1 pseudogene is annotated in these 390 nt (G+C 52.3%); it reads left to right on the top strand.

Going from position 1 to position 390, the window contains the following annotated elements:
• Nucleotides 1–22: 22 nt before the first annotated feature.
• A pseudogene (locus ASC50_RS05390) lies at nt 23–390 on the top strand (hypothetical protein); the annotation flags it as partial.

The raw sequence follows: 390 nt of genomic DNA, 5'->3' as shown, positions 1-390 counted from the left end.
TTTGGTTTTGGCACTGGCTGTAATGTCTGTAGTAGGCTTTACCTCTTGTAGTGCATCCTTACCACCCCTGCCGGCTGATGCAGTTTCGGCAGTTCCTCAACCCCTGGAATTGGTCGGTGGCCAGGTTCCTGTGACTATCAATGTAACATTCCCTGCAAAGTGGTTTGTTAATGTGGCAACGTTGGAAGTGACTCCTGTTTTGCGCTACGAAGGTGGCGAGGCAGTCGGCACTCCTTACACTTTCCAAGGGGAGAAAGTGAAAGGCAACGGGCAAGTGATTCCTCAGAGCACCGGCGGACCCGGTGTGTTGGAGGCATCGTTTCCTTATGTTGCAGCAATGCGAACGTCGACGTTGTGGCTGACTTTCAAGGCGAAAGTCGGTTCAAAGGC

This window comes from Candidatus Symbiothrix dinenymphae, from assembly GCF_001431085.1.
Note: the sequence above shows the minus strand (reverse complement) of the source record. Positions and strands in the feature narration are given on the sequence as shown.